Source organism: Microbulbifer sp. ABH2_005, assembly GCF_056160005.1.
Genome location: NZ_JBSWWI010000001.1, coordinates 3,998,235 through 4,018,239, shown reverse-complemented (window position 1 = coordinate 4,018,239; position 20,005 = coordinate 3,998,235). Strand labels below are relative to the sequence as shown.

The window sequence follows — 20,005 nt, the reverse complement described above, 5'->3', positions numbered from 1 at the left end:
AGAAATTGAGGAAACCGAGATGGAAGTTATTCTGCTCGATAAAGTAGGCAAACTGGGCAACGTGGGTGATCGCGTTGAAGTTAAAGCCGGTTTCGGCCGCAACTTCCTGTTGCCGACTGGTAAGGCAATTCCGGCTACCGCAGCCAACGTTGCTGAGTTTGAAGCCAAGCGCGCTGAACTGGAAGCCGCAGCAGCTGCCAAAATGGCAGAAGCTGAGAGCCGCGCTACCAAGCTGGCCGACCTGGTTGTAACCATCGCTGCCAACGCTGGTGATGAAGGCAAACTGTTCGGTTCTATCGGTACTCGCGATATCGCCGACGCAATCACTGCTGGCGGTGTTGAAGTTGCCAAGGCTGAAGTGAAGCTGCCGGAAGGCGCTCTGCGCGAAGTGGGCGAGTACGAAGTAGATGTACAGCTGCACTCCGACGTGACTGCTGTAGTTAAAGTCGTTATCGAAGCCGAGTAAGGTTTTGCCGACAAGCAGTTGGTGCCACAGGCGCCAGCCGCGCTACAATCGGGCGCTGCACCCTACCGGGTCAGCGCCTGTTTTGTTTCTGGTATCCAGTAAAGCCCCATGATCGACGAATACGCTACCCCCGAAGAAGATATCCACAGTGAGGAGAGCTCACCGCTGCCGCATTCGGTAGAGGCGGAGCAGTCTGTGCTGGGGGGCCTGATGCTGGACCCGGGCCGCATCGATGCGGTCGCCGAACAGCTGAGTGAAGAAGACTTCTTTACCGCCAGCCACCGCAAGATCTTTGCGGTCATGCGCGAGCTGAGTGATGGCGAACAGCCGCTGGATATCGTTACCCTCGCCGAAGGCCTCGCCAGTCGCGACCTCCTCGGTGAGGTTGGCGGCCCCGCCTATCTGGCAGAGCTGGCTGAGAATACCCCCTCCGCAGCGAATATCGTCGCCTACGCCAAGATTGTGCGCGAGCGCTCTATGCTGCGTCAGCTGATCGCCGCCGCCGGCGAGATCAGCCGCACCAGTTTTAATCCCGGTGGCCTGGCCTCTGCAGATCTGTTGCAAATGGCCGAGCGCCGTGTGGCAGAGATTGCCGAGGGGCGCGCCAAAGAGGGCGGTTTCGTTGGCGTGGATACCCTGCTGAAGAAAACCGTCGAGCGCATCGATGAGCTGTTCAAAACCGAAGGCGATATCACCGGTATCAGTACCGGCCTCACCGAACTGGACCAGCGCACCTCCGGCTGGCAACCGGGCGAGCTGGTAATCCTCGCCGCGCGTCCTTCCATGGGCAAAACCGCGCTGGCACTGAATTTTATTGAGAGCGCCATGCTCAGCCAGGAGCGCCCGACCCTGGTCTTCAGTATGGAGATGCCTTCCGACAGTCTGGTAATGCGGATGCTGTCTTCTATCGGCCGCATCGACCAGGGCCGTATTCGCAATGGCAAACTGCAGGAAGAGGACTGGCCCAAGCTCTCCAGCGCCGTGCAGAAAATGAAGGGCAAAGCCCTGTATATCGATGACACCCCGGCGCTGAGCCCCAGTGAAGTGCGCGCGCGTACCAAGCGCACGGTGCGCGATCACATCAACAAGCTGATGCGGGAGAATCCTCGTTTGAGTCGCGAGGATGCCGAGGCCAAGAGCCTGCCGGCGATGATTATGGTGGACTACCTGCAGCTGATGCAGGTGAAGGGCTCTACCGAGGGCCGCACCCAGGAAATCTCCGAGATTTCGCGCTCTCTCAAAGCACTGGCGAAAGAGTACGACTGCCCGGTAATCGCCCTGTCGCAGCTTAACCGCGGTGTGGAGCAGCGCCCCAACAAGCGGCCGATGAACTCGGATCTGCGGGAATCCGGGGCGATTGAGCAGGATGCGGATGTGATTCTGTTTATCTACCGCGATGAATACTACAACGAGGACAGCCCGGATAAGGGCTTGGCCGAGTTGATTATCGGCAAGCAGCGTAATGGTGAGATTGGTACTTGCCGCGCGGCATTTATCGGTAAATATACGCGCTTCGATAACCTGGCACCGGAATACTATCAGGGCGAGTAGGTCGCCCCTTCTATGCAACTAAAGCCTGTGCCGGCAAGCGCGTTTCGCCGAACCCAAGGAGAGTTATACCTTGCTGTCAGAGCAACAGATCCGCGCACTGGTGCTGGAGCGCCAGTTTATCCACAGTCCCTGGAATGAGGGGCTCCCCGCCCTCATAGCGCATCTCGGCGCTCTGCAACTGGATGCCATCCAGCGCATTACCCGCGCGCACCACCATCAGCTGTACAACCGCTTGCCCCGCTACCGCGAGTCACACCTGGCAGAAGCGGAACAGCGCCGCGAAATTTTCGAATACTGGTCCCACGCCGCCGCTTACCTGTCGATGGAGCACTATCCCTATGCTCGGGTGCGTATGGATCGTATCCGCGCCGGGCAGCGCCATTGGTTTGAGAAGAATGCCAAGTTGTGCCGCTATGTATTGGACCGGGTACGCGCCGAGGGGCCCTTGAAAGCCAGTGACTTTGTGCGCACCAAAAGCGGCTGGTGGGAGTGGTCTGAGGAAAAGAAAGCGCTGGAGCAGTTATTTCACGAGGGTGAGCTGATGGTCAGCCACCGCGAGGGTTTTCAAAAAGTCTTCGATCTCCCGGAGCGGGTATTGCCGGCAAATACCTCGTCCAGCGCCGCTACTGAAATGGCGTATGGCCGACACCTGGTGCGCACTTTTCTCGGTTGCCAGGGCATTGGCCGCGCTGAGGAAATCGCCTATCTGCGCCGAGAAGACAAGCCCCTGATTCAACGGGCCATCGAAAATATGCTCACCACTGGTGAGCTGACTTCTCATGGCAAAGAGTTGATGCTCACAGAGCAGCCGGAGCAGAGTCCGGCGCGACCAGGACGCAAGGTGCGGCTGTTATCGCCTTTCGATCCGCTCATATTGCAGCGCAAGCGTCTGCGCCGCCTGTTTGGGTTCGATTACCAGCTGGAATGCTATGTCCCTGCAGCCAAGCGTCGCTATGGCTACTTCTGTCTGCCGATTTTATACAGTGATCGTTTTGCGGGGCAGGTGGACCTGAAGGCGGATCGGGAATCGGGAGTTCTGCGAATCGAGGCCCTGCATTGGCAGGAAAAGCCCGGTGCCTCGCTGGAGGCGAGCTTTCACCGGGCCTTGGGTCAGTTCGCCCGCTTTCACGGGCTGGCAAGCGCGGCGGCGCTTACAGTTTGACCACCACATAGACTTCCTGGCCATCGCGCTGGGTCGGCATAAAGTAGTTGCCGCCATAGCGGTAGTATTGAATGCCATTGATCACTTCAGCCGCGTAGCCTTTGGGCAGAGTCTCCACCACCTGACCGGGCTGGAAACCTTCTGGGCCTGGGTCGGGTGTCGCGGGGACCGTCGCCGGCGCAGGAGTTGCAGCGACAGGTGCTGGAACTGTAACCACTGGTGCCGGGGCTGGGACGACCGCCACCGGTGCGGGAGGTGCGACTACCACATAAGTACGGGTAGCTGGCACCCACTGGTAATAGGCATCGGCGTACTGGTAGTAGGTCACGCCACCCACTTGTACCGGCACGGCTCTGCTTGGCAGTGTTACCACTGAAGCGCCCAGTGGCGCACTAACCACTACATAACCCCGTGGACCATGACGGTAGAAGTGTCCGCCGTGGTAGTAATAGGGACGCCCACCGACGGCAACCCGCACATGATTGGTGGGTAGTACCGGGGCGACAAAGCCAATGGATATGCGGGTGCCGCCATGGTAGTGACCGTGGCGATGATGATGGCGGTGCTCCCCCCAGCGATCGTAGCCACGGGCGTCCGCAGATGGACTAAAGGCAAAAGCCGCCAGTGCAATAAAGGCACTGGCGCCAAGAACTAGATTCAGCTTATTCACGGTCTCTCCAGCGAAGTGATTACTCACATCGACATACTAACCCTTAATCTGACAGCAATGACAGGTTAATTGGTTAAGAATTGTCAAAGTGCTGAAGAGTGAAATCTCACTCAGCGGTTGCGCTGGATAATGCCCATCAGTTTGTACATCAGCTGGGCCGCGGCGAAATCATAGGCGTGGAAGCCTTCAATCGGCGCGAATTCCAACACGTCGAAGCCGATAATTTGGCGTTGGCGCGCCACGGATTCAAACAGGTTGAGAGTTTGGTACCAGCCCAGACCGCCGGGTACCGGAGTACCGGTAGAGGGGAACACCGAGGGGTCCATGCCATCCACATCCAGGGTGAAGAAGACCTTCTTGGGGAAGTTTTCCGGCAGCTGGAATTCCTGCACGTTGTTGGGCACCAGCTGGTGGGCGTCCAGGTAACCAACGTTGTAATCCTTGCGCGCCTGCATCTCTTCCTCACAGTAAGCGCGAATACCCAGCTGGAACAGGGGCACGCCGGCCTCTACTACCAGGCGCATCACGCTGGCGTGGCTGTGCTTGTGACCTTCATAGCGATCACGCAGGTCCGCATGGGCGTCGATCTGCACCACACCGAAGTCGGTTTCACCGGCATCCAGCAGGCCTTTGATAATGCCCCAAGTTACCGAGTGCTCGCCGCCGATGCCCACGGGCATCTTACCCAGTGCCAGCACCTCTTTGGTGGCTGCGGCGATATTGTCCATGACCTGTTCCGCGGCTCCACCCATTTCAACCGGCGGGCGGGTGTAGATACCCAGCTCGCAGGGCGAGGAGAAGTTGTCGAACGTCTCTAGCTGCCAGGAGGCCTCTAAAATGGAGGCCGGGCCCTTGCCGGTGCCACCGCCGTAGGAGACGGTCTCCTCGTAGGGAATGGGGATAATGTGGAAAAAGGCATTCTCGGGCTTGGGTTGCTCGATTTCCGAGCCCAGGAAGATGGGGTAGTCGTTTTCTGGCTGCATCTGCATATCCTCTGATGGCAGGCTTTGGTACTGCCTGCCGATCATTATCTTGATTGGGGGTGCGCTCAGGAGAGGCGTCCCTTGAAGTCCTCGTAACCGAAGCTTTTGATCATCTTCAGGTCGTCGGTCTCCGAATTCCACAGGGCGATGGATGGCAGGGGAATACCGTTGAAGGTATTGGTTTTCACCATGGTGTAGTAGGCCATCTCCTCGAACACCAGGCGTTCTCCCACCCTGAGAGGGTTGTGGAAGCTGTACTCGCCGATGCTGTCGCCGGCCAGGCAGCTCTGCCCGCCCAGGCGGTAGGTGTGGGACAGCTCTCCGGGGCGCGCGGCGCCGGTGATTTCCGGACGGTAGGGCATCTCCAGAACATCCGGCATATGGCAGGTGGCGGAGGCGTCGAGAATGGCCTGGTTTTGGCCGTTCCAGGCGGTATCCACCACTTCTGTCACCAGGATGCCGGCGAACAGGGAAATAGCCTCACCGGGTTCCAGGTAGACCTGCACATCGTATTTTTCGGAGAAGTTGCGCACAGCGGCAATCAGCTCATCCACCTGGTAATCGCGCCGGGTAATGTGGTGGCCGCCGCCGAAATTGATCCACTCCATTTGTGGGATCAGGTCGCCAAACTTCTCCTCAACGGCGGTGATGGTGCGCTCCAGAGGTTTGAAGTCCTGTTCACACAGGGTGTGAAAGTGCAGACCGCTAATGCCCTCCAGAGACTCGTTCTCAAATAGTGAACGCACTATGCCCAGGCGCGAGCAGGGTGCGCAGGGATCGTAGAGATCGGTATGGCCTTCGGAATGCTCTGGGTTAATACGCAGGCCAAAGCGCAGTTCGGGGCGCTGCTTCTGCATATCCAGGCACAGTTCCCGGTAGCGCTTCCATTGGGAAAAGGAGTTGAAGATCACGTGGTGAGCGAACTGGAGTATTTCGCGCAGCTCTTCATCTTTATAGCCAGCGCTGAATACGTGTACTTCCTTGCCCTGATCGCGGCCGCCGTATTCCTCAAAACCGAGCTTGGCCTCAAACAGGCCGCTGGCACAGGTACCGGATAGGTACTCAGCGACGATAGGCCCGGTGCTGAACATGGAAAAGGCTTTAAGTGCCGCCAATACTTTGGCGCCACTGCGCTTCTGTACGTCGGCGAGGAGTGCCAGGTTGTCGCGCAAGGCGATTTCATCGACCACGAAACAGGGAGAGGGTACGCGGTAGGGGTCAAAGTGTCCGAAGTAGTCTACGCGGGGAGTGAGATCCATGGGGAGCTTATTATCCTGCTGCGCGGGATGGGCGCCGGGGCCCATCCCGAGGGGTGTGGAAAAGTACGGAATTACCGGAAGGGTTTATCCAGCCAGGTTTCCTGCCAAGGCAGGCCGTACTTGTTCAGATCGTCCATAAAGGGATCCGGGTCCATCTGTTCCATGTTCCATACGCCGGGCTTCATCCACTTGCCTTCGAGCATCATTTTGGCGCCGATCATCGCCGGTACACCGGTGGTGTAGGAGATGGCCTGGGACTGCACCTCTTGGTAGCAATCCTGGTGATCACAGGTGTTGTAGACGTAGTAGATTTTCTCTTCGCCGTCTTTGGTGCCGCGGATAATGTTGCCGATACAGGTCTTGCCTTTGGTCAGCGGGCCCAGGCTGGCGGGGTCCGGCAGCAGCTCTTTAAGGAACTGGATGGGCACAATTTCCTGGCCCTGGAACTGCACCGGCTCAATGCTGGTCATACCGACGTTTTGCAGGACTTCCAGGTGCTTCAGGTAGCTCTCGCCAAAGGTCATCCAGAAGCGCGCGCGCTCAATTTCCGGGAAGTGCTTGGACAGGGACTCCAGCTCTTCGTGGTACAGCAGGTAGATGTCTTTATCGCCAATGCCTTCGGGGAAGTTGAATACGCGCTTCTCTTCCATCGGCTTGGTGGTTACCCACTGGCCATTTTCCCAGTAGCGACCGTTGGCGGTGATCTCGCGGATATTGATTTCCGGGTTGAAGTTGGTGGCAAACGGCAGGCCGTGGTCACCGGCATTACAGTCGAGGATATCCAGGGTGTGGATACGATCGAAGTGGTGCTTCTTGGCGTAGGCAGTAAATACGCTGGTCACGCCGGGATCGAAACCGCTGCCCAGCAGTGCCATCAGACCCGCTTTCTCGAATTTTTCCTGATAGGCCCATTGCCACTTGTACTCGAACTTGGCCTCTTCCGGCGGCTCGTAGTTGGCGGTGTCCAGGTAATGTACGCCGGTCTCCAGGCAGGCATCCATGATGTGCAGGTCCTGGTAAGGCAGGGCCACATTGATGACCATGTCCGGCTTCACTTTTTCGATCAGCTTGACCAGCTCGGGAACATTGTCCGCATCGACTTCGGCGGTATCGATTTTGCGCGGCAACATGTCCGCAATCTTGTCGCACTTGCTCTTGGTACGGCTGGCGAGGGTGATGTTTTCAAACACTTCCTCTACTTGGGCGCACTTGTGTGCGACCACTTGGCCGACGCCGCCGGCGCCGATGATCAGTACGTTGGCCATAAAGATCTCCTTAGTCTGCGGCATTGGCCGCCGCTATCTTCTCAAAGGCGCTGGCGCCTTATTTTTTAAACTTACTTTTCGAAGTAGGTGTAGCCGCTCATGCTGGCGGTGTAGGTGTGCAGTATCTGCTTGCGCTGAGCGGCGGTGATTAACCCCTGTTTTACCGCGCGCTCAGCCAGGCGGCGGAAACGCTCGAACAGCGCTTTGGGTTGATATTCTACGTAACTCAGCACGTCGGAAATACTGTCGCCGTGAATTTCGCGGCTGAAGTCGATACTGCCGTCTTCCTGGATGCGTACGCTCACTACGTTGGTGTCGCCGAACAGGTTGTGCAAGTCGCCCAGAGTTTCCTGGTAGGCGCCCACCAGGAAGGTGCCGAGAATATAGTCCTCGCCGTCTTTCAGCTCGTGCAGGGGCAGGGTTTTCTGCTCCTTCTCGCGGCCTATAAAGCGGTCGATCTTGCCGTCGCAGTCGCAGGTGATGTCGGCGATGATGGCCGAGCGGGTCGGTGCCTCATCCAGGCGATGGATCGGTAGCAGCGGGAATACCTGGTCGATGGCCCACATATCGGGGATCGACTGGAATACGCTGACATTGGCGTAGTAGATGTCCGACAGCACTTCCGGCAGGGCCTCAAGGTCTGCCGGTATTTCCTCCGCCTCATCCAGAAGCGCGCGAATTTCCTGGGCGCCCTGCAGGAACAGATTCTCCGCATTGGCGCGCTCGCGCAGGCTCACCTGGCCGTGCAGATAGAGGGAGCGCACTTCGTCGCGATAGTAGAGGGCATCGTTGTAGCTCTCCTGCAGGTTTTTGGGGGTGATATTGCGCACCGCGTCCTGCAGATTGAGCAGCATCTGGTGGTCACCTTCGCTGATCTTGGTGTGCTCCAGCTCCACCGGTTCAAAGCGGGTGGTGTCGAGTACATCGAACAGCAGCACCGAGGAATAAGCCACGGTGGCACGGCCGGATTCGGTGATGATGACCGGGTGCGCCACGTCCTCGCTGTCGAGGGTGCCCATAATGGCTTCCACCACATCCACGCAGTACTCGTCCAGGGAGTAGTTCTTGGAGTGGGTGTAGTTGCTCTTGGTGCCGTCGTAGTCCACTGCCAGGCCGCCGCCCAGGTCCAGATAGCCCATGGGTGCGCCTTCTTCCACCAGGTCGGCGTAGTAGCGGCAGGCTTCCAGCACACCAGTGCGGATATCGCGAATATTCGGCACCTGTGAGCCCAGGTGGTAGTGCAGCAGCTTGAGGCAGTCGAGCATATCGTGGCTGCGCAGCTGGTCGACCATGGCGATCAGGTCGTTACTGCCCAGACCAAAAATACTGCGGTCGCCACTGGTAGCATTCCAGTAGCCGCCCACTTTAGAGGCGAGTTTTACCCGCGCGCCGATATTGGGGCGCACCTGTTCGCGCTCTGCGCAGCGGATAATGGTCTCCACTTCCGACGGGGTTTCCACCACGAAGAAAATCTGTACTCCCAGGCGCTGTGCCTGCAGGCCGAGGTTGATAAATTCCTCGTCCTTGTAGCCATTGCACACAATCAGGGATTCGGTGTTATCCAGAATGGACAACGCAGCGATCAACTCGGCTTTACTACCGGCTTCCAGGCCGTGGTTAAAACGGCGGCCGGCACTGGCGATCTCTTCGATCACCTGGCACTGCTGGTTGACCTTGATGGGGAAAACACCGCGGAATACGTTGCCGTAACCACAGCCTTCGATGGCGCGGGCAAAGGATTCATTAATACGGGCGATCTGGGCATCGAGCAGATTTTCGATGCGCAGCAATAGCGGCATACCGAGACCGCGCTCGGTGGCACCGCGGGCGATTTCCATCAAAGAGACACTGTGGGATTCGCCGTTGGGGCCCTCTGTGAGGACAGAGACTTCACCGTTTTCATTTAAGTCGAAATAGCCGGCGCCCCAGTTGCGGATGCCGTAGAGCTCGGCCGAATCTTCGCAGGTCCAGTTTTTTACTTGTTGCTGTTTCATGGCGCCTTTCCGTTGATCTGTGGCGGGCGCGAATCTTGGGCCCAGCAGTGCTGGAAAGCAATAACTATAGATAAAAAAACGCTATTTTTTCCCAGCTAAAAACTAAATATTTATTCGGTTTTCGCAGATTTTAGCGCTGTTTGCAATGAAGATTTTCAGTGCCGATTTAGGGGCGAATTAAAAAAGCGGTCCTGAGACCGCTAAAGCTAGGGGGGATGGAAGAGGGTTGGGTTAAAACAATCCGGGGTTGGGCACGACACGGTAGCCGCGTCGCAGATCATCCCATTGGTAGTAGGTGTCGTAAGCTACGTAGTAGTTGTAGCCACCGAGAACCACCGTGAGTGCCGAGGCCGGCAAACTGTGTACTATGGCACCGTGGGGCGGACGAGTTACCACATAGCCGTGGGAAGCCGGGCGGTAAAAAATCCCATCGCTATAGTAGAAGCCGGCGGCGCCTATGCTGACACTGACAAAATTATGGGGCAGGTGGCGCCAGCGATAGCCGTATCCATAGTGCGCTGGACGCCAGTGCGGGCGGTGCCCACGATGGCCGCGGCGATAGTGAGGCCTGTGTGTCGCACGGTGCTCGTGCCGGTGGCCAGTGCGGTGGCCGCGGCTGTAGCCATCGGAATAGCCGTCTTTATAGGCGTGGCGAACTTCGCGGCGATGTCTGCGTTCTTCTCTGCGCTGTTTACGTGCTTCCCTGCGCTGTTTGCGCTCTTCTCGACGGTGTTCTCTCTCGTGCTTGCGACTGTGATGCTTATCGTGATGTCTGTCGTGGCCGCGTTCCATGTGACGTTGTTCGCGATGGGCTCTACCCTGTCCGTGGTGATCCTGGTCCATAGCCCGCTGATGTTCCCGGTGCACTTCAGATAAGGCCGGGGTTGCTAACAGCAGCAGGCCCGCGGTGGCGATGGCAGTAGTGAGGTGTCTCATGGCAGCGCTCCCGAGCACGGATGGCTCTTTCGATGTCGTTAAAGTCTTTTGTGAATCTTGGCGGGCAGTTTGCCCTGGCGGGTATGAACACTTCCTGAACTCTGCGCGACAGTTTGAGTCGGGATAAAAGGGGGCTGTAATGAGGTGTTGGAGCTGACTGGCAATCCGGCTTGTGAGACTTGAATAGGGGGTTACAGCCTGCCGGAGTTGCCGAAGGAAAAACCTGAAGATAGCGGCACTTTCACTATGTTGAGACGCCCCGTCTCAGCGAGTATGATGCCGCGCTGATTCATAGTGAGCCGTATAGAGATGCAAGTCTTTCACCACGTAGCCAGCCTGCGCGAGGCATTGGCCAAAGCCCGTGCAGACGGCAAGACCGTGGGCTTCGTGCCCACCATGGGCAATCTGCACGATGCCCATATCGAACTGGTCAAGTTGGCCCAGCAGCACTGTGACCTGGTAGTGGTGTCAATCTTCGTCAACCGTCTTCAGTTCGGTTTGAATGAAGACTGGGACAAGTACCCGCGCACTATGGAGCGGGATATGGCCAGGCTGCGTGAGGCCGAGTGCGATTTTCTATTCCACCCGGATGAGAACGAAATTTACCCTAACGGTATGGATCAGCAGACCCGTGTGGTTTGCCCGGCCATGACCGATGTGCTCTGTGGCGCTAGCCGCCCCGGTCACTTCGAAGGAGTTACAACGGTGGTTTCCAAGCTGTTCAATATTGTGCAGCCTGACAAAGCCATTTTCGGAATCAAGGATTTCCAGCAGTTGGCAGTTATCCGCCGTATGGTGGAGGACTTGTGTATGCCGGTGGAGATCGTCGCCGCGCCGGTTCATCGCGAGAGCGATGGCCTGGCGATGAGTTCGCGCAACGGTTATATCACTGCCGACGAGCGCCCCAAGGTGGCGGTGCTCAACCAGTCACTGAATTGGGTTAAAGATGAAATCGTGGCTGGGCGCCGGGATTTTGCCGAGCTGGAAAAAGAGGCAAGTCAGCGCATCGAAGAGACTGGTTTTCGCGTTGACTACTTCTCCATCTGCTACAGCAAGGATCTACAGCCTGCGGCCGATGACGATAAACAAATTACGATTCTGGGCGCGATGTACACCAGCGCGGCGCGCCTGATCGATAACGTATCCCTGGAACTCTGAGGGGCATCCAACCATGCAAATTGAAATGTTGAAGTGCAAACTGCATATGGCCGCGGTGACCCAGGCCGAACTCTGGTATGACGGCTCCTGCGCGATTGACCAAGACCTGGTGGAGCTGGCCGGTCTGCGCGAATTTGAAAAAATTGATATTTACAATGTGAGCAATGGCGAGCGTTTTCACACCTATGTGATCCTGGCCGAGCGCGGCTCCGGTATTATCTCCATGAACGGTGCCGCTGCCCGCCGTGTACAGGTCGGTGACCGTATTATTATCGCCTCCTATGCACAGATGACTGAGGCCGAGGCTGATAATCACAAGCCCAAGCTGGTCTACCTGGATGAAAATAATAAGGTGGAACGCAGCACCAATACTATTCCTGTGCAGCTCGCTGAAGCTTAATTCTCCGGCTACAGGGCTTATAGCCCTGTAGTATTCTGCCCACCTAATGAATTTTCATGCCTCTGCGTTTTCACTCTAATGCTAGAAAAGCTTTCAATAGATTATTGATCCGAGAGTAATAACACTTCCTGCTGGAATCTTTTTTCCAGGTACGATTCATCCAGCGTGTAGTGCCATAAGCCCTGCTTTTGCCCATTATTCAATGCGATTTCTCCGACTCTGCCCGGGTTGTATTTGAGCGGTTGGGGGAGCTGGTATTGGGCGATGGGATCCTGATAGGCTTCTTCTGGAGAGATTATCTCCCAGCCTTCCTGCCTTAAGCGCTGCACTAAATTCCCGATAAAAAGCGCGGAAATATCCATCTCGTGCAAGAGCAATATATGTTTGGGCGAGCGATCAAGATATTTGATTGCCAGCTGGTCATAATAATTGATGCTCTGCACCAATACATCCACATACATTTCAGCAAGCTTTTGTAGGTTAACGGGTTTATCTTCTTTTAAAGCCTTCTGGAATAGTTCTTCGATATACCAGTCGTAATTATTCAGTGTTATATAGGCATTTTGGTACTTATTTTCTTTTAGCAGATTTCTCATACCATCCCGTTTTTCGACAGTTTCCCCCTCACGCAGGTAAGGAAAGCGAAAGTAGGGCTTAAAATTGTCAAATTGCTGAAGTAATTGGTGTGCCTGTAAAAACTCCTTCTGGTAAGTGGATAGCTCTGTTTCAAGGAAGTTTGGATGGCTGTGGGTGTGGTTTCCAATAATATGCCCGGCTTCATCGTAGAGGCGCATCCTTTCCAGTCCTTCCTGATCCAGAAATTGTGTGGTCGAAAAGAAAGCTACCTGGCCAATCTGATATTTTTCCAGGTTCTCAGTGAGTGTTTTGGCTCGGGTTGGCCCATCAAAATAACCAGCAGCTTCACGGGGAGCATCATCAAAAGTAATGGCCAGTTGTTTGGCATTAAGCACGGGGCTGATTATCAGGCAGATGATCAAAAGCAATATTGAAAGTCGCATTGTTTCTGTCACGAATAGGTTTATTTATGGATTTCTCGGTATGCCTGGGGGATCTGTCCTGTGATCCCGACTTTCTGACTTAATTCGTTTTTTATGCAAACCGAAAAACTGTGTATTGTGAATTTCAATGATCCATGAACTTGTTATCCTATTTTGTCGATTTTGGGCGAAGGTGTATATGGCAAAAATATTAGTAAGCTCTTGCCTTCTGGGATGTGCGGTGCGCTATAACGGTAGCGATGTTGAGGTTGATAGCAAAGATTTTAATTGGCTTGTGGATACCCAGGAGGTTGTTCCCCTCTGTCCAGAGGTGTCGGCAGGTTTACCTATCCCCAGGGCGCCGGCAGAGATTTGCGGCGGTAGCGGAACTGAGGTTTTAGCGGGCACGGCCAGAGTTATAGGAAGCGACAGGGAGGATCTGACGGATCAATTTATATTGGGAGCGGATTTAGCCCTGCGCCTGTGTCGTGATCAGGATATCAAGTTCGCGGTACTTACAGAATATAGCCCATCCTGTGGCTCGAATTTTATTTACGATGGCAGTTTTTCTGGAGTGAAGAAAAAAGGGATTGGAATAGTGGCTGCCTGTTTACGAGAGTCGGGAGTGTTGGTTTTTAGCCAGCATAGGGTTGGAAGGCTCAGAGACTTAGTTGAGATTTCACGCTCGATATAGTTTTTAAGTTGTAAGTGCTTTTTTGCTTGGGAGAAAAGGATTAGGTAATGAGTTATAAAGTTATTAATTTCAGAGAAAAGCTAGCAAAGTTCCCGGATCATTGGTCTCCTAAGGTCATCGCGGAGATGAATGATTACCAATTCAAGCTGGTCAAGATACAAGGAGAGTTTACCTGGCATGATCATCCCGATACGGATGAGGTTTTTATCGTCATCTCAGGACAAATGGAAATTGAATTTCGGGATAATACGATCTGTTTAGGCCCTGGGGAGATGACTGTGGTGCCCAAAGGCGTGGAGCACAAGCCAAGGGCTGAGCAGGAGTGCGAGATTTTACTGGTCGAGCCCAGAGGTGTTGTAAATACTGGTGATGCCGGGGGTGAACTGACCGCGGATAATAATATCTGGATTTAATACCCGGTAAATTGCCCAGCGCTTATTCGATAATTTTTGTTGTTAATTAACCCTCTGGCCTTTTGTTGTTTCAGCCGTCTCCAGTGGATAAGGGATAGGCGAATATTCTTGTACTGCTGTGAACTTTTCCTAGTTTTCAGCTCTGCCAGAGGTGGGGGGATTGTTTCACCCTGGCAATACTATAAAGTGAGCCGAATAAAGCCCTAATAAACTCAGATTTCTCTAGGCCACCATGCCACGCTAATAATAAAGGAGAAGAAGATGTCAGAAGTGCATACCCGTCCCATACCTGCTGAGTTTGCCGCCAATGCCCTGATTGGCGCAGAGGATTACGAGAGAATGTATCATCAGTCGGTGCAAAACCCGGAGGCCTTCTGGGCGCAACAGGCAAAGGATTTCCTGCAGTGGGAAAAACCCTTTACCCAGGTGCTGGAAGAGGATATGCACCGAGGGCATACAGCCTGGTTTGCCGATGGTCAGCTCAATGTCACGGTGAATTGTATCGATCGACACCTGGCTAGCCGCAGTGATCAAACGGCCATTTTATGGGAGGGGGACGACCCGGCGGATAGCGTGGCAATCACCTACCGCACCCTGTATGACAATGTATGTCGCCTGGGAAACCTGCTGAAATCCCGCGGGGTTAAAAAAGGGGATCGGGTTTGTATTTATATGCCTATGATTCCCGAGGCGGCTTACGCCATGCTGGCCTGTGCTCGTATTGGCGCGGTGCACTCGGTGGTGTTTGGCGGCTTCTCGCCGAGCTCACTGAAGGATCGCATACTCGATTCCGATTGCCGCCTGGTGATCACTGCCGATGAGGCAATTCGCGGTGGCAAGCATATCCCTCTCAAAGCCAATGTGGACAAGGCCCTGTCCGTGTGTCCCAACGTACACACGGCCATTGTGGTGAAACATATCGGTGCCCCGGTGGACTGGGATAGTAAGCGCGATATCTGGTATGCGGACTCCATTGCGGAAATGGATGGCGAATGTGAACCGGAAATCGTCAACGCCGAGGACCCACTATTTATCCTCTACACCTCCGGTTCCACCGGCAAGCCCAAGGGTGTACTGCATACCACAGCAGGCTACCTGCTGATGGCCACCATGACCTTCAAGTATGTGTTTGATTACCGCGAGGGCGAGGTTTTCTGGTGTACCGCCGATGTCGGTTGGGTTACCGGCCACAGTTATATCGTCTACGGTCCCCTGGCCGCAGGGGCCACCACGCTGATGTTTGAAGGTGTGCCAACTTATCCCGATGCCTCACGTTTCTGGCAAGTTGTGGATAAACACCAAGTCAACAGCTTCTACACCGCACCCACGGCAATCCGCGCGTTAATGGGAGCCGGAGATGAGTTTGTCACAAGTACTGAGCGCAGCTCCCTGCGACTGTTGGGAACAGTGGGTGAGCCGATTAACCCGGAAGCCTGGGAGTGGTATTACAAGGTGGTTGGCGATGAGCGCTGCCCGATTGTGGATACCTGGTGGCAGACAGAAACCGGCGCCCACATGATTACCCCGTTGCCCGGCGCAATGGCACTTAAACCGGGTTCTGCAACAAAACCCTTCTTTGGCGTGCAGCCGGTATTACTGGATGGTGATGGCAAAGAAATTGAGGGGCCAGGAGAGGGCTCGCTTGCGATTAAGCGGAGCTGGCCGTCGATGATTCGCGGGGTTTACGGCGATCAGCAGCGCATGATCGATACCTATTTCTCCACCTATCCCGGCTATTACTTTACTGGCGATGGTGCGCGTAGGGATGCTGATGGTTATTACTGGATTACCGGACGTATCGACGATGTACTGAATGTTTCCGGCCACCGTCTCGGTACCGCGGAGATTGAAAGCGCCCTGGTGTCGCACCCGGACACCGCGGAAGCCGCTGTGGTGGGTTATCCCCACGATATTAAGGGGCAGGGCATCTATGCGTTTGTCACTCTCAAAACAGGGTGCGAGCCCAGTGACACATTGCGGCAGGAGTTGATTGGACTCTGCGCCAAGGAGATAGGACCCATTGCCAAACCCGATGTGCTTCAGTGGGCGCCGGGCCTGCCTAAAACCCGCTCCGGAAAAATCATGCGGCGTATCCTGCGCAAGATAGCTTGTAACGATCTGGACAATCTGGGGGATACTTCCACTTTGGCGGACCCTGCGGTGGTTGACGACCTGCTGGCACATCGCGAAAATCGCTGACCTGAATTTAGCACAGTAACTTTTTCCTCGATCGTGTGATTATCGAGGCCATAGAGAAGCCGGGCATTGCCCGGCTTTTTTTACTGCTATTTGAATCTCAGCGCTGATATTTCAGGTAAATAAACTGACTCAAGGAGAATGAGTTTGGAGCAGGTAAAGTATCTTTGTGAGCACTATCGCTTCGCCGCTGACCAGCGTCTCAAAGTGTTTAATTTCTTTGTGATTCTGACCATGTTTGTGGAGGGGGGGATTTTTACCGCGGTGGAGAAAAATTTTCACCCGCTGATACTGGCTTTGCTCGGCGGTTTTGTGATGATTCTGGTAACCGTTTTTTGGCTGATGGATATACGTAGCCGGGAACTGCTCAGATTGGCGGTGCCGGCCTTGCAAAACCTGGAGCAGGAGTTTCCCGAAGAGGCCCGCATTTTTTCCAACGATGCTATCCGCCGTGGAGAAATTGCACGTTACACTTTTGCCTACCGTGTACTGTTGATCGGCCAGCTAACCTTTGGTTTTGGTGTGGCGACTTATGGATTGTATCACTGGTATATAGGCCCCTAACCGCGTAGCTTCTCGAACGGCAGCCCGGCAACAGGCTTTGCAGGGCTGCCATTCCCTCTAACTTTCTTTGTGACTCCTCGCGCAGTAAATCCCGTCACGATTCTTCCTCTACCAAGGCCAAACGCTCTCCCCTGAGCTATCTTGCAAGTTGGCGGTGAAGCCACCAAGAGAGAGGAAAGACTTGCCCATGTTGGATCACATCAGAATACCGGTAGGGGATTTTGCCCGCTCCCGCGAATTTTATCGCCAAGCCATGGCGTGTCTCGGTTATGAACTGGTGATGGAGTTTGATCATTCGGCAGGATTTGGCTGGGCGGACAAGCCGGAGTTCTGGATTAGCGATGACGGTCCAAGCAATGCCCAGCTGCATATCGCCTTTCGTGCGGAAGAGCGTGAGGTGGTGAGAGATTTCTATCGAGCCGCACTGGCGGCGGGCGGTACCGATAATGGCGTACCGGATATTTATGAAGAGTATCACCCAGATTACTACGCCGCCTATGTACTGGACCCCGATGGCAATAATCTAGAAGTGGTCTGTCACTTACCAGGTGATTTACAAGAATAATTCAATCCGCCGGCCCGCAGATAAATGTGAGAGAACACCATGGATGATATTGCCCGCGCTAAGTACCTACCTATTGCTCTGGTTGCTGTCGGCTTGATATTTATTTTTGCGATCTACCCGATGATGATGTGGGTGTGGCCTTCAGGTTGGGGCTGGTCACCACGTCAGCCTGAATATGAACAAATGATTATGGGGATCTACGCCACTTTGGGAGTCTTCCTGATTCGTGCGGCAAAAAATCCCGCGGCCAATGCCAGCTTAATTTGGTTTACCGTTTGGTCCAGCCTGGTGCATGCCACCATTATGCTGTTACAGGCACTTTATGATCACACCGAAAGAGCCAATTTGATGGGGGACATTCCAGCTCTATTTTTGGTGGCACTTGTGCTTTGGTATCTGATGCCAAAACATCAATCCAAAAAAAATGATAAAGCCTGAATATGAATTTCACTACCGTTGAAACGCATTAATCCCAACTATCATTAATCCCGACTATAAGAGCGATAATAAGGTCTAATTTCCCGCTGATTACACACGTCTATAAGCTCTGCCCCTGTAATAGAAACAGTTGTAGGGGCGAACTTGCCGATGAAATATCTTCCTTTATTTGCATTAACTATTGGCCTGATAGGCGGCGCCAATGCCGAGACGTTGACTCGCGATAATGGTGCACCGGTGGGCGATAATCAAAACGCGCAAACTGCGGGGGAAAGTGGTGGGAATCTTCTGCAGGATGTGCATTTGATTCAGAAATTGCAGCGCTTCGCCCGTGAACGTATTCCCGAGCGGGTAGTACATGCACGCGGCACCGGTGTTCACGGCGAATTTATAGCCACTAAAGATATCAGTGATCTGACCCGTGCGGCGGTATTTGAGCCCGGTAGCAAGACACCAGTCTTCGTGCGCTTCTCAACCGTAATTCATTCCAAAGGCTCGCCGGAAACTCTGCGTGATCCCCGTGGCTTCGCCACCAAGTTTTATACCGGTGAGGGCAACTGGGATCTCGTAGGCAATAATCTGCCGGTTTTTTTTATTCGCGATGCGATTAAATTTCCGGATATGGTGCATTCCCTGAAACCCTCTCCGGTAACTAATCAGCAGGATCCAAATCGCTTTTTCGATTTCTTTAGCCATGTACCAGAAGCCACCCATATGCTCAGCTGGGTTTATTCTGACTACGGCACCCCGGCAAACTTGCGTCAAATGGATGGTTGGGGTGTGCACGCCTATAAACTTATCAATGATAAGGGCGAAGTACATTATGTGAAATTCCACTGGAAAACCCGCCAGGGTATTAAAAACCTAAGTGCGGAGGAAGCGGCGGAAATCCAGTCGAAAGATTTCAGTCATGCGACGCGAGATATGTACGCGGCCATTGAGAAAGGAGACTACCCCCAGTGGGATTTGTATATCAAGGTACTGAAACCTTCTCAGCTTGATGGCTTTAATTACAACCCACTCGACGCGACTAAAATGTGGCTGGATGTGGAGGAAACCAAAGTCGGCACCATGACGCTCAACCGTGTGCCCACTAATTTTTTCCAGGAAACTGAGCAAGCCGCATTTGCGCCAGCCAATATTGTGCCCGGCATTGAACCGTCTGAAGACCGTCTGCTGCAGGGCCGTGTTTTCTCCTACTCCGATACTCAAATGTATCGCTTGGGAGCGAATCATCAGCAGCTGCCGATCAATCGTCCCCGCGCAGTAGTGAATAACTGGAACCAAGATGGAGCCGCAAATTACGGGCAGCAGACTTCCGATGTGAACTATCAGCCGAGCCGTATTGATGCCCGCAGCGAAGATCCCAAAGGCCTGTACAGCAATAAGCTGCTCACTGGCAGTACCCAGCAAAAGGCGATTGAGAAGAAACTGCCATTTGCCCAGGCCGGTGTTTTCTATCGCAGCTTGAGTTTGAAAGAGCGTCAGAACCTGATCGAAAACCTAGCTGGTGATCTGAGTAAGGTGCGCGATGACAACACCAAACACATTATGCTGAGCTATTTCTACCACGCCGATAAAGACTATGGCCAGCGCCTGACCAAAGCGGTTGGTGGCAACCTGAGCCGAGTGAAAGAACTGGCCCAGTAATATTGACCCATTGGTGGGCGGCAGTTGCCGCCCACTAAAATGTTTAGGTGAACTCATGAGATCAATTCTGTTTGCAATCGTCTTTCTCGCTCAGGGGCTAACTCTAATGGCTCAGGCAGTGGAGCCGGAAAAAAATGACTCTGACTTTACCGAACTCTCCCAGTATTTTTTTGCCGCGGCCAGGGTGGGAGATACTGAAGTATTACGGGAATTTTCTCAGGCGGGTTTTCCCTTGGATATCCGCAACCCAAAAGGTTATACGGCGCTGATGATTGCCACTTATCACGGCAATACGGAGGCGGTGAATTACCTGTTGCATAAGGGGGCCAATGCCTGCGCCCAGGATCGCCGTGGCAACACCGCGCTGATGGCAGCTATTTTCCGCGGTGAATTCGCTCTGGCAAGGACCCTGTTAAAATCGGATTGTGACACGCAACAGGTCAATAAAGCCGGCCACACGGCGGAGGATTTCGCCAGGGTATTTGGTCGCGACCAAGTGGTTCAGCTCTTGCGGCAACAGCGCTCAAGTGGCGGCTAATCCTTTCGACAGAGTAGTTGGCTCTGGTTAGAGCCAACTACTCTCCTTTTCTCTCCTGCTATTTTTGCCATCGCCGCTGCACCCGTAGTCTTATTCTGTGTTTGT

20 protein-coding genes are annotated in these 20,005 nt (G+C 54.3%); 13 read left to right on the top strand and 7 right to left on the bottom strand.

Annotation, left to right across the window (positions count from 1 at the left end):
• The first annotated feature begins 19 nt into the window (after nt 1-19).
• The 3 genes from rplI (at nt 20) to ACXAFI_RS17430 (ending at nt 3,179) form a co-directional block, all read left to right on the top strand.
• Entirely contained in the window at nt 20-466 is a 447-nt protein-coding gene (gene rplI, locus ACXAFI_RS17440) for a 50S ribosomal protein L9 (RefSeq protein WP_152450807.1), read from the top strand.
• A gap of 108 nt (nt 467-574) precedes the next feature.
• Complete coding sequence (gene dnaB, locus ACXAFI_RS17435) at nt 575-2,017, top strand: replicative DNA helicase (RefSeq protein ID WP_475109773.1); 1,443 nt, start codon at nt 575-577, stop codon at nt 2,015-2,017.
• A 70-nt stretch (nt 2,018-2,087) separates the two neighbouring features.
• A complete protein-coding gene (locus ACXAFI_RS17430) occupies nt 2,088-3,179 on the top strand; it encodes a winged helix-turn-helix domain-containing protein (protein WP_475109772.1) in 1,092 nt (363 codons plus the stop codon).
• On the opposite strand, the gene ACXAFI_RS17425 is transcribed toward ACXAFI_RS17430, so the two are convergent.
• The 6 genes from ACXAFI_RS17425 to ACXAFI_RS17400 all read right to left on the bottom strand — a co-directional run bounded on the left by ACXAFI_RS17425 (nt 3,169) and on the right by ACXAFI_RS17400 (nt 10,286).
• Entirely contained in the window at nt 3,169-3,849 is a 681-nt protein-coding gene (locus ACXAFI_RS17425; protein ID WP_152450813.1) for a DUF6515 family protein, read from the bottom strand. The two genes, ACXAFI_RS17430 and ACXAFI_RS17425, sit on opposite strands and share 11 nt — an antisense overlap.
• 110 nt (nt 3,850-3,959) lie before the next feature.
• Nucleotides 3,960-4,832, bottom strand: a complete 873-nt coding sequence (gene speB, locus ACXAFI_RS17420; protein ID WP_152450815.1) for an agmatinase — start codon at nt 4,830-4,832, stop codon at nt 3,960-3,962.
• A 65-nt stretch (nt 4,833-4,897) separates the two neighbouring features.
• Complete coding sequence (gene nspC, locus ACXAFI_RS17415; RefSeq protein WP_475109771.1) at nt 4,898-6,091, bottom strand: carboxynorspermidine decarboxylase; 1,194 nt, start codon at nt 6,089-6,091, stop codon at nt 4,898-4,900.
• A 71-nt stretch (nt 6,092-6,162) separates the two neighbouring features.
• Nucleotides 6,163-7,356: a saccharopine dehydrogenase family protein gene (locus ACXAFI_RS17410; RefSeq protein ID WP_475109770.1), complete on the bottom strand. Its 1,194-nt coding sequence runs from the start codon at nt 7,354-7,356 to the stop codon at nt 6,163-6,165.
• 71 nt (nt 7,357-7,427) lie between these two features.
• Nucleotides 7,428-9,350, bottom strand: coding sequence for a biosynthetic arginine decarboxylase (gene speA, locus ACXAFI_RS17405; protein ID WP_475109769.1), 1,923 nt, complete (start codon nt 9,348-9,350; stop codon nt 7,428-7,430).
• A 231-nt stretch (nt 9,351-9,581) separates the two neighbouring features.
• On the bottom strand, nt 9,582-10,286 hold the full coding sequence (locus ACXAFI_RS17400; protein WP_475109768.1) for a DUF6515 family protein: 705 nt from the start codon (nt 10,284-10,286) through the stop codon (nt 9,582-9,584).
• Nucleotides 10,287-10,595: 309 nt separating this feature from the next.
• Here ACXAFI_RS17400 and panC point away from each other — a divergent pair, with 309 nt between their 5' ends.
• Together panC and panD are read left to right on the top strand one after the other, a co-directional pair.
• Nucleotides 10,596-11,444 carry a pantoate--beta-alanine ligase gene (gene panC / locus ACXAFI_RS17395; protein WP_475109841.1) on the top strand — a complete coding sequence of 283 codons (849 nt, stop codon included), beginning with the start codon at nt 10,596-10,598 and terminating at the stop codon, nt 11,442-11,444.
• A gap of 13 nt (nt 11,445-11,457) precedes the next feature.
• The gene (gene panD / locus ACXAFI_RS17390; protein ID WP_152450825.1) at nt 11,458-11,844 is read left to right on the top strand and encodes an aspartate 1-decarboxylase; all 387 of its coding nucleotides are present in this window, start codon (nt 11,458-11,460) and stop codon (nt 11,842-11,844) included.
• A gap of 101 nt (nt 11,845-11,945) precedes the next feature.
• Here panD and ACXAFI_RS17385 read toward each other — a convergent pair whose 3' ends face one another.
• Entirely contained in the window at nt 11,946-12,863 is a 918-nt protein-coding gene (locus ACXAFI_RS17385) for a polysaccharide deacetylase family protein (protein ID WP_475109767.1), read from the bottom strand.
• Nucleotides 12,864-13,041: 178 nt separating this feature from the next.
• Here ACXAFI_RS17385 and ACXAFI_RS17380 point away from each other — a divergent pair, with 178 nt between their 5' ends.
• The 8 genes from ACXAFI_RS17380 (at nt 13,042) to ACXAFI_RS17345 (ending at nt 19,900) form a co-directional block, all read left to right on the top strand.
• Complete coding sequence (locus ACXAFI_RS17380) at nt 13,042-13,536, top strand: 2-thiouracil desulfurase family protein (RefSeq protein WP_475109766.1); 495 nt, start codon at nt 13,042-13,044, stop codon at nt 13,534-13,536.
• A gap of 47 nt (nt 13,537-13,583) precedes the next feature.
• Nucleotides 13,584-13,949: a cupin domain-containing protein gene (locus ACXAFI_RS17375; protein ID WP_444920810.1), complete on the top strand. Its 366-nt coding sequence runs from the start codon at nt 13,584-13,586 to the stop codon at nt 13,947-13,949.
• A gap of 261 nt (nt 13,950-14,210) precedes the next feature.
• A complete protein-coding gene (gene acs, locus ACXAFI_RS17370) occupies nt 14,211-16,148 on the top strand; it encodes an acetate--CoA ligase (RefSeq protein ID WP_475109765.1) in 1,938 nt (645 codons plus the stop codon).
• Between the two features lie 144 nt (nt 16,149-16,292).
• Nucleotides 16,293-16,709 carry a RipA family octameric membrane protein gene (locus ACXAFI_RS17365; RefSeq protein ID WP_475109764.1) on the top strand — a complete coding sequence of 139 codons (417 nt, stop codon included), beginning with the start codon at nt 16,293-16,295 and terminating at the stop codon, nt 16,707-16,709.
• Nucleotides 16,710-16,896: 187 nt separating this feature from the next.
• Nucleotides 16,897-17,274: a VOC family protein gene (locus ACXAFI_RS17360; protein WP_475109763.1), complete on the top strand. Its 378-nt coding sequence runs from the start codon at nt 16,897-16,899 to the stop codon at nt 17,272-17,274.
• Nucleotides 17,275-17,313: 39 nt separating this feature from the next.
• On the top strand, nt 17,314-17,712 hold the full coding sequence (locus ACXAFI_RS17355; RefSeq protein WP_475109762.1) for a DUF6632 domain-containing protein: 399 nt from the start codon (nt 17,314-17,316) through the stop codon (nt 17,710-17,712).
• Nucleotides 17,713-17,862: 150 nt separating this feature from the next.
• Nucleotides 17,863-19,362 carry a catalase gene (locus ACXAFI_RS17350; protein ID WP_475109761.1) on the top strand — a complete coding sequence of 500 codons (1,500 nt, stop codon included), beginning with the start codon at nt 17,863-17,865 and terminating at the stop codon, nt 19,360-19,362.
• Between the two features lie 55 nt (nt 19,363-19,417).
• Nucleotides 19,418-19,900 carry an ankyrin repeat domain-containing protein gene (locus ACXAFI_RS17345; RefSeq protein ID WP_475109760.1) on the top strand — a complete coding sequence of 161 codons (483 nt, stop codon included), beginning with the start codon at nt 19,418-19,420 and terminating at the stop codon, nt 19,898-19,900.
• The last annotated feature ends 105 nt before the right edge of the window (nt 19,901-20,005 follow it).